This window comes from Marinobacter sp. ES-1 (genome assembly GCF_000475255.1).
Lineage (GTDB): Bacteria > Pseudomonadota > Gammaproteobacteria > Pseudomonadales > Oleiphilaceae > Marinobacter > Marinobacter vinifirmus.
This window is the reverse complement of record NZ_AXBV01000116.1, coordinates 1-8,198: the sequence shown is the minus strand read 5'-3', so window position 1 is coordinate 8,198 and position 8,198 is coordinate 1. Positions and strand designations below refer to the sequence as shown.

Genomic DNA, 8,198 nt, shown 5'->3' with positions numbered 1-8,198 from the left:
CAGAAATCACCATAACTCTAACAGTCAACGTCCACCTTGAATCAACAATATCATCTACAAGCAGAACCGGCTTGTCTGGTATGTCTTCGGCAACCGAAAAGGCACCATCCAAATTCCGGCATTGATGAAAACGATTCTCTTGTCCTTTTTGGGGTTGGTTGTCCTTGATCTTGGACACTGCATCTAAAAAGGGCAAGTTAAGCTTGGCCGCCAGGCGGCGGGCGAAATCCGGCACCAGTTCTGGATGGTTTCGTGAGGGTACACAGCAAATCCACTCAGGGGCAGGGTTGGGCTGCCAGCGTTGGAGGATCATCTCCGCGAGAGCGTCTACCAGCTCGTCACTGAATCTCCCAGCATGTTTCTGGTCAGCTACCAAGCGACCCCACCCGGCATCACCATAGCGGGATAAAACTCGGCCCTCTTGAGCCGCTAGTTCACCAAGAAGGCGAGGAAATCGGTATTCCAAAAAGGTTGTCGTGGCTTCATCGTTTGATGCGGCAATCTGCTTTCTTGGCTTAATGGGCTCTTCAGATTGCCTCAAGAATCGTGTTGCCTGAACCCCCAACTCCTGGTCAAACTTTGTGTCAATAATCGGGTGGCCAATGCAGTTGACGCACTTGCCACAGCTTCCAGCGGTATTGTCATCCAATGCGATCCTAAGAGTTGTCATCAAGCATCGTTCGGTGTTCAGATAGTCCTGCACCTCGCCCCACTCTTGTTCGCGTATTGCCGTGATCCTATCGATATGGTCAAGATCCATCTGGTAATGAATGGGAGTTCGATACCAGGTCTTTCCAGATGCAAAAACCGGTGAAGGGTTCTCGGTCCTCAAGTATTTCAACGCGTGTTCGATGCGCTTTTGTGGCAGGTTGGCCTCTTTTTCGAGTCGCTCCGGGGAGAGTCCATCTGCTTGTTCAAGCGCATCCAAAAGCCGTTCAACATCTTGCTGACCTGGAAATGCGGTTCTCCGGAAATAAGCATGAATGTCTTGATCTTCTGCTCCTGAGATTAGTACACCTACGGCCTGATCGATAGCTCGACCGGCTCGGCCCACTTGTTGATAGTAGGCAACAATTGAACTCGGAGCCTGATAGTGAATGACAAAGCCGAGGTCAGGTTTGTCGTACCCCATCCCGAGCGCGGTTGTCGCCACTAACACTTTCAATTGGTTTTTAAGTAGTTGCTCCTCGAGAAACTGGCGGTAGGCATTGGTATCTGGTTTGTCAGCAGCATCTAAGAATTCAGGGTGTATCACTCCGCTGTAGTAGGGAAGAGAATCGATTCCCTGTTTTTGGAGCCAGTGCGCAACGAGCTCCGCATCCCGTTGAGTTAGAACATATACAATGCCGGTGCCTGAAAGTTCAGGAATAACCTGAGCGAGCCAAGCCAGCCGTGAGGCTTGATCTGGTAGCACTAATGTTTGGAGAGCAAGACTCTCCCTTATCAACGGGCCACGTTGGATTTCAATATCGCCCAGCTGGGATTTTATATCTTCGACTACCCGGTTGTTGGCGGTTGCTGTAGTGCCAAGCACTGGCGTGTTTGGCGGCAGCTGTTGGAGGATACTCACAATGCGCCTGTAGTCGGGCCGGAAGTCGTGGCCCCAGTCAGAAATACAGTGGGCCTCGTCAACCACCATCAGCCCAATCCGGTCTGCTATGGGCTGGAGTACGGTTTCTATAAAGCGATCATTGGCCAGGCGTTCCGGAGAGATCAACAGGCAGTCGATTTCGTCATTCAACATGCGCTGGGTAACGGCCTGCCAGTCATCGCTATTCGTCGAGTTCATGGTCTCGGCCACAATGCCGAGGTTGCGGGCTGATTCGATCTGGTTACGCATCAGGGCCAACAGGGGCGAGACGATGATGGTTGGCCCTAGCCCCCGGTCCCGGAAGATTTTGGTACTGATAAAATACACTGAACTTTTGCCCCAGCCTGTGCGCTGAACAACAAGCAATTTCTGCCGTTGATTGACGATGGCATTGATGGCCTCCCACTGCCCCTCCCGGAAAGTTGCGTTGGGATTGGTCAGCGCAGTTTGAAGCAGTTGTTCGGCGTTAGCTCTATCCGTCTGATTGTTCATTATCGATCCTTGATGGAGTTATACGGTAAGCTCTCCGGCCATGATTCTGGGTAATAGCAAGTCTCGGGCCTCAGCTAATGCTTTATTCGTTTTTATAAGGTTCTGAATTTGTTTGGTGTTTTTTAGAACAGTATCGTGGAAAAGCTCCATTAAAGAATGTGGAGGCTTTACACATGGGGTAGCGGATATATATTGCCTTTTTAATTCTTTTTGATTTGTTGCACCTTCACCCATGTCCGTAAGACGCTTTTCCATACCCAGCAATGTATAGCCGAGCCACAGGTATGGAATTTCCTCAGACGGCCTTACAATTGTTACATGTGTATCGGCGCAAGTTTTTTCTAAGACGTCCCAAACCTGGGCCACTCGACCTAAAGTACCTGTTCCAGTTGAGTTAACTAAAACATCTCCAATCTGTAATTTTTTCTCATCGCTAAATTCCTTGGATTGCTTTCTAGCTTTCTCAAAAGAAAGGATGCGATTTCTTATGCATTTTTGGTTTATTACAACGAACTCACCGTTTTCATCGTACTTTGGTGTTATGCCTCGGTTAAGATAAGAGCTGAGTTCACCAACTGATGACTGGCTCCAACCCTCTGGGACACCATCAGTAATTCTGACCTGCTCATGGCCTGGGAATCGCAGGTGCACGAACCACTCCCGATACAGGAGTCGGGCTGACTCTTCTAGTAGTTCGATCCGGCGAAGATTGTTTTCGATTAAGCTGTCATATTTAGCAATAAAGTCAGCTATCCGCGCCTGGTCTCGAGGATCTTTTGGACCTCGGAAAACCAAATTTTTAAGAACGGTCAAATTAATATTAGGTTGTGCTGCCTGTCCACCTAAGCTTTGACATGCTCTAAAGGTCGCTGGATTTTTGAAGCAGTAGTAGATAAACCTAGGGCATGCGCGAGCCGAATCAACTCGGACAATGCCAACGGCCTGATTTGTGTTTGCGGGAAGATGGCGTTCGTTAACTATCCCGCACTTACCAACATTGGCACCAGCAATTGTAACTAGGACGTCATTTTCCTGGAGCTGAGAGCGTTTTAATTTCTCGTGAGTGTCCTCGGAAACGAAATTAAATCCGCCGGAGTCCAGTGTGGAATCACCATTCAAGGCCTCAGCTTTGATGAATTTTACTCCTTCATCAGTGAAGGGCATTCCGTAGGTTGTTGGTGTAGTGCCCTTTGTCACCAACTCCGAAATACTATCGATTGAGAATTCTTGCCAACTCATACCCCCAACTCCTCGAAGTTGGCGGCAATTTTTTCTGCCAGCTCCTTTGCCTCCGCATTCAGCCCCTTTAGCTCGACGTGAATGTCTTTGAGGGTTTCTTCAAAGTCGAAGTCTTCATCCACCTCTTCCGGTGCTACTCCGACATAGCGCCCGGGAGTAAGGCTCCAGTCGGCGGCTTCGATCTCGCGGATATTCACCAACTTGACCAGACCCTCCACATCCCTCAATTGGCCTTCGGGGAAACGACTGAGCAGCCAATGGGCTTGTTTGTAGAAGTAACGGACCTGTTTCAACTGCTCTACGGCCACTTTGCGGGCTTCGTCGGCGGCTTTTCTCAGGTTTTTACGGCCACGGCCATTGAGCAGTGCGCTGTCCCAGAGTTCGCTGTCTTTGGCACCGTTGGCTTCGGCCAGCTCGATCACTCTTGTGGCTAGTTTGTACACCAGGTCCACCTCCTTGATCAGGTCCCGGCTCTGGTTGGCCAGGTCTTTTAGGCAGGTATCCTGTTCCGTGAATTCCAGCAGGCTTTGGACATCGCTGTAATCGTACTGGCGCCACCATTTTTGCAGGTCGTTGGTAGCAATCTCGAGCGCGGACCAGCCGCCCCCTGCAGACTCTTTGGCATTAAGAAAGTCCACGTAGTTTTCAACGTCCATGCCATTCTGTTCCAGCTTATCCATAAAAGGTTGAAAGACATTTGTCAGTTGTTCGAGCTGGCTGAGGAAATCCGGCAAAGGCTGGCAGGATGGTTCTTCGAGATGCTCGCAGGCCCTGGCCTCCAGCAGTGAGCGGTCTATGTAGCTCTTAACTAGTTCGATAAACCGCTCGTTCTGCCCACGGTAAAGCCAGACAATCGCAGTCAGATTTTGCTGTTGTTCGGGGCTGAAGTCGTAGATTTTACGGGTGACCTTGCGGTAAACGTTGCGGGCATCCAGCATCAGCACCTTATCTTTAAGGTGTTCCGACTTGTTTTTGTTCAGGAACCAGAGCTGGCAGGGCACGGAGCGGGTATAGAAAAAGTTTCCCCGGATATCCACCATGATGTCGACGTGGCCGGTTCGCACCAGTTGTTCCCGCACTTTGGCTTCATCCCGGCCGGCGCTGGAAGCTTGGCTAGACATTACAAACCCAGCTCTCCCTGTCTCGTTCAGGTAGCTGTAGAAGTACTGAATCCACAGGTAGTTGGCATTGCTCACTCTGTTGTTCTTGTTAACACCGGGCAGCCCAAACGGAAGCCGGCGTCGATCGCCTTTAATCTTGTCGGCATCAACTTCGTCCACGTTAAACGGGGGGTTAGCCATCAAATAGTCTACGGTGCCAAACAGGCCATCGTGTGGATCGTTGTAATAGGTGATGGCCGTTTCGCCCCCTTCTACGTTACCTTCCAGCCCGTGTACTGCCATGTTCATTTTGGCGAGGCGGGTGGTTACCCGGTTCTTTTCGTGGCCGTAAAAGGTGAGTTCATGAGGGTCTTGGGCATGGCGCTCCATAAAGTGGGCGCTTTGTACGAACATGCCGCCGGAGCCGCAGGCCGGATCAAATACCTTTCCATGGTCTGGTTCCAGTATGTTGACGATCAGCTGAACCAGCGACACCGGAGTGAAGAATTCACCGCCGTCATGCGCACCCTGGTCGGCAAACTGGGTCAGGAAGTATTCGTAAATTCGCCCGAAGATATCTCCAGTGGCCCGCTGAAGTTCTTCCGGGTTCAGATGCCGTATTAGGGTTCCGAGCACTTCGTTCGGGATAGTATTGTATTCCTGTTTGGGCAGCTGATTACGCAGGTTGCTGTAATCCCCCTCGATGGATTCCATGGCCTGGATAATAGCTTCAGCCCGGTTGTCGGCATCGGTCAACGCTACTAGGTAATCAAATTGCGCCTCGGGCTTCAGGAAGATGGCGCTCTTCTGGGAGAAATCCTCTTTGGTTAATGCTCGGGTTTTACCGCCCCGGCTGGGTAGAGTTTTCGAGATCTCGTCTTTCACGGCGAGGTAACGGCTGAAGGCATGCCGCAGGAAAATGAGGCCCATGACGGGCAGGAAGTACTCGTTGCTGGCCAGCTCGGAGTTACCCCGTAGGGTGTCGGCTGCCTTCCACAGTCGTTTTTCGATCGCTTCGATGTTTTCCAGTTGTGCCATGGGGCCTAATTCCTAGATATCTTCTGATTTATTCGTATCGCTGATGCCGGCACGGTCGTGTTGAATACAGTCAACCTACACGGGCCCGAAGAAAGAACAAGGGCAAAAGCGATTCAAGCTATTTTTCGCCAAACAAGCGCTCGAAATCGGCCTTAAAGTTGGCGGGCATGTCTGAAACATATTTCCAGAACCCAGCGAGGCCATGGATGGTTTCCATGTCGGTATGGCCACAGTCCAGCATGATTTTGAGCAGCTCTAATGTCGGCATTACCTGTGCATCGAAAGTCTCGGCTAACTCGGTCATGTCCTGATCATCAGTAACCACTGGAACACCTAGCTCCAACGCATAGGCGATATACCATGCATCCACTCTGGACGGGCCTGGCAACTCAGTCTGTACATGATCCCAAACGAATCCGAAGGTCTGTTGGATGGACCTTTTCTGTTTTCTGCCAACTTGTGGAAAATATTTGCGGTTCTCAGTGAATTCCTCTTCATCCACCCAGGGGAACTTGCTTTGCAACTTTGTGGCTGCCAGCTCTTCATTGAGTTCAGGCAGGATGTACAGGCAGTACTCGTCATCACCAAAGGGCACGAACAATAAGGGGCGTATGGTTTTGGCCAACCTCAGGTATGCGTTGGTATCAACGAGGATCTTCGATTGGGGCATTAGGTCAACTCTGCGTGGATACTCCGTGCATCAAGTAGCGGCATATCCAGCACAGTTTGAACATATCCGGGTCCTTTATCGTGCTCTTTCAGGTATTTTCGGAGCAGGTTGAAGAACGGGGTTTCAAAAGAACCCTCTACCTTTTGGATGTAGTCATGAGCGCTCGGTTTGCCATGCTCGTCGAGCTCGGTACCCCCGAAAAGGGCTTCGCTAAGACTTGGGAACTGCTGATTAAATTTCGTTACAGCCCCGAAAAACGATCTACCCATTTCAATTTCAGGCTTACTCAGATGGTTTGCGTACTTGTTAACCTGCTGAAGAATTGTGTTTGGTGAAATTACCTGCTGCTCGGCCATCTGCTTTAACGCATTGATCCTTGCCGCTGTCGATGGCTTTCTGGCCAGAGCCTCATAAGCTTGGGCAGCAAGCTCATGCGGGTAGAGTAAGCTTGCGGCGAAGGCATCCGCAAAATCTTCAGCTTGCTCGCCTTCAAGGCTTGGCGATAAGCAGTGCCCCAGCTCATGGGCCATCCAGAACTTGAAGTCGTGGATATTGGTATCCAGATTCAAGTAGACCCATGTACTTCCTGAATCAGGAAGGTGTATGTGCACGGCATTTTCATGGCGCTGTTTTGCCCCCCACATTACCGGCACCACAACCGCTTGAAGTTCACTAAAACGGCGAATCAGGTGATTGAAATCCACACACTCTGCCGGCTCCAGATTAATATCTTCTCGGACCTTTTTTGTCACCACGCGCAGATACTCATAATCGCAACTGGGTGATTTGAGCACTGGTGGCATTTCAAAAGTATCAAACGGCAAGTATGGTACGAGGTGGCGCAAAAAGCGTCCAATCTCCTGCGCTTTTTCGATGTGATGATCTTTGGTTTTGGTGCCGCGCATTTTGCGGAACGCTACCCTAGGAGCATAAGGATCCTCTTTGATGACCAAATCATCGAAAGGAAGGTTCAGCAACTTGCCGAATTGCAGTAGTTTGTTAGGGCGCGGAAAAGACTTACTCGAGAGCCACTGGGAAACAGCCTCTTTCGTAACGCCGAGTGCGTCGGCCACAGCAGTCTGCGTAAGGCCGGCATCTTGCATTGCTTGCTGAGCTTTGGTTGTGTCTAGTCTTTTTTGCATGGTCCGCAGTTTAGATTGGTGTCAAGTTTTGTCAAGTTACGCTGGGTTGGATTATTTGGCCGGCACGTCTTTAATCCACCAGATCAAGTCGAAGGTCAGCGCCCAGGGTTACCGCCAATCTGCTCATATTTTTGGCGGAGATGTTGCGCCTCCCTCTTTCCACGTCGCTTAAATAGGGGCGCTGGAAGCCACACAGTCTCGCAACGTTTTCTTGAGTGAGCCCCTTCTTCTGTCGAAGTTCACGCGCTCTTTTTCCGAAATTGATCAGAAATTGCTCTTGTTTGTTTGACATGCGAGATCCGTCGTCTAAGTTACAGATAGTGCCTTATAAGTTACATAATCGACGATAAACCAGGAGTGGTCAAATGCTCTCCGAAGAAGAAGTTGTCGAAAGATGTGCTCAGAGAGGTGTCTCTGAGAAGGGAATAGAAATTGCGCTCGCCGTGCGGTCTTCGCCGCCGGCTAGAAGGGTGAGAAGCTCCTCTCGAGTCGGCTCGTCGGCATTCACTTTTGCCAGCCGAAAGATGGGGCAGACGATTCAAGCTGAAAGCCTCTCTATCGAACTACCCGCTATTTATAAGCATGAATTTGACCGCTCAGTTCTCGAATTCTATGACCAGCCCTCTGAATCTCTTTTTCTGGAATATCGGAGCAAGACACGCAGGAAGGTAAAAGCGAAAAGCACTGCCGACTTCTTTGTGATCAGTGACGATTTCGTCGGATGGGAGGAGTGGAAACCTCTCGAAACGGTGATTCAGCTCGCGGAGGATAAGCCAGGGCGTTTTGCTTTTGATGAGGCGTTAGGGCGATACAGAAGTCCGCCTGCTGAAGAATACGCTGGTCGGTTTGGTTTGGGGTTTCGGGTAATGACCAGTCAGGACATCAGTTATCGCCTTACCGAGAACGAGTTATTGTCAAATCTGGTG

7 protein-coding genes are annotated in these 8,198 nt (G+C 50.4%); 1 reads left to right on the top strand and 6 read right to left on the bottom strand.

What is annotated here, in order from left to right:
- The 6 genes from Q668_RS16540 to Q668_RS16515 form a co-directional block, all read right to left on the bottom strand.
- Positions 1–2,083, bottom strand: a 2,083-nt coding sequence (locus tag Q668_RS16540; protein ID WP_022990743.1) for a RecQ family ATP-dependent DNA helicase, incomplete at its 3' end; no start/stop codon positions are given.
- An 18-nt stretch (positions 2,084–2,101) separates the two neighbouring features.
- Positions 2,102–3,322 carry a restriction endonuclease subunit S gene (locus tag Q668_RS16535; RefSeq protein WP_022990742.1) on the bottom strand — a complete coding sequence of 407 codons (1,221 nt, stop codon included), beginning with the start codon at positions 3,320–3,322 and terminating at the stop codon, positions 2,102–2,104.
- Positions 3,319–5,460, bottom strand: coding sequence for an N-6 DNA methylase (locus tag Q668_RS16530; protein WP_022990741.1), 2,142 nt, complete (start codon positions 5,458–5,460; stop codon positions 3,319–3,321). The genes Q668_RS16535 and Q668_RS16530 overlap by 4 nt, the downstream gene beginning before the upstream one ends.
- A gap of 118 nt (positions 5,461–5,578) precedes the next feature.
- Positions 5,579–6,130, bottom strand: coding sequence for a nucleotide-binding protein PINc (locus tag Q668_RS16525; RefSeq protein ID WP_022990740.1), 552 nt, complete (start codon positions 6,128–6,130; stop codon positions 5,579–5,581).
- Positions 6,130–7,233 carry a helix-turn-helix domain-containing protein gene (locus Q668_RS16520; protein ID WP_022990739.1) on the bottom strand — a complete coding sequence of 368 codons (1,104 nt, stop codon included), beginning with the start codon at positions 7,231–7,233 and terminating at the stop codon, positions 6,130–6,132. Before Q668_RS16520 ends, Q668_RS16525 begins: the two co-directional genes overlap by 1 nt.
- A 109-nt stretch (positions 7,234–7,342) precedes the next feature.
- Positions 7,343–7,564, bottom strand: coding sequence for a helix-turn-helix domain-containing protein (locus tag Q668_RS16515; RefSeq protein WP_022990738.1), 222 nt, complete (start codon positions 7,562–7,564; stop codon positions 7,343–7,345).
- A gap of 73 nt (positions 7,565–7,637) precedes the next feature.
- Between Q668_RS16515 and Q668_RS16510 the strand changes: the two genes are divergently transcribed.
- Positions 7,638–8,198: hypothetical protein (locus tag Q668_RS16510; RefSeq protein WP_036220459.1), on the top strand; the 561-nt coding region annotated here is incomplete at its 3' end.

What these genes read in the sequence shown, in the direction of transcription:
- Q668_RS16515 (WP_022990738.1), bottom strand. Translation starts at nt 7,564, where the DNA reads ATGTCAAACAAACAAGAGCAATTTCTGATCAATTTCGGAAAAAGAGCG.
- Q668_RS16525 (WP_022990740.1), bottom strand. Translation starts at nt 6,130, where the DNA reads ATGCCCCAATCGAAGATCCTCGTTGATACCAACGCATACCTGAGGTTG.
- Q668_RS16530 (WP_022990741.1), bottom strand. Translation starts at nt 5,460, where the DNA reads ATGGCACAACTGGAAAACATCGAAGCGATCGAAAAACGACTGTGGAAG.
- Q668_RS16535 (WP_022990742.1), bottom strand. Translation starts at nt 3,322, where the DNA reads ATGAGTTGGCAAGAATTCTCAATCGATAGTATTTCGGAGTTGGTGACA.
- Q668_RS16520 (WP_022990739.1), bottom strand. Translation starts at nt 7,233, where the DNA reads ATGCAAGATGCCGGCCTTACGCAGACTGCTGTGGCCGACGCACTCGGC.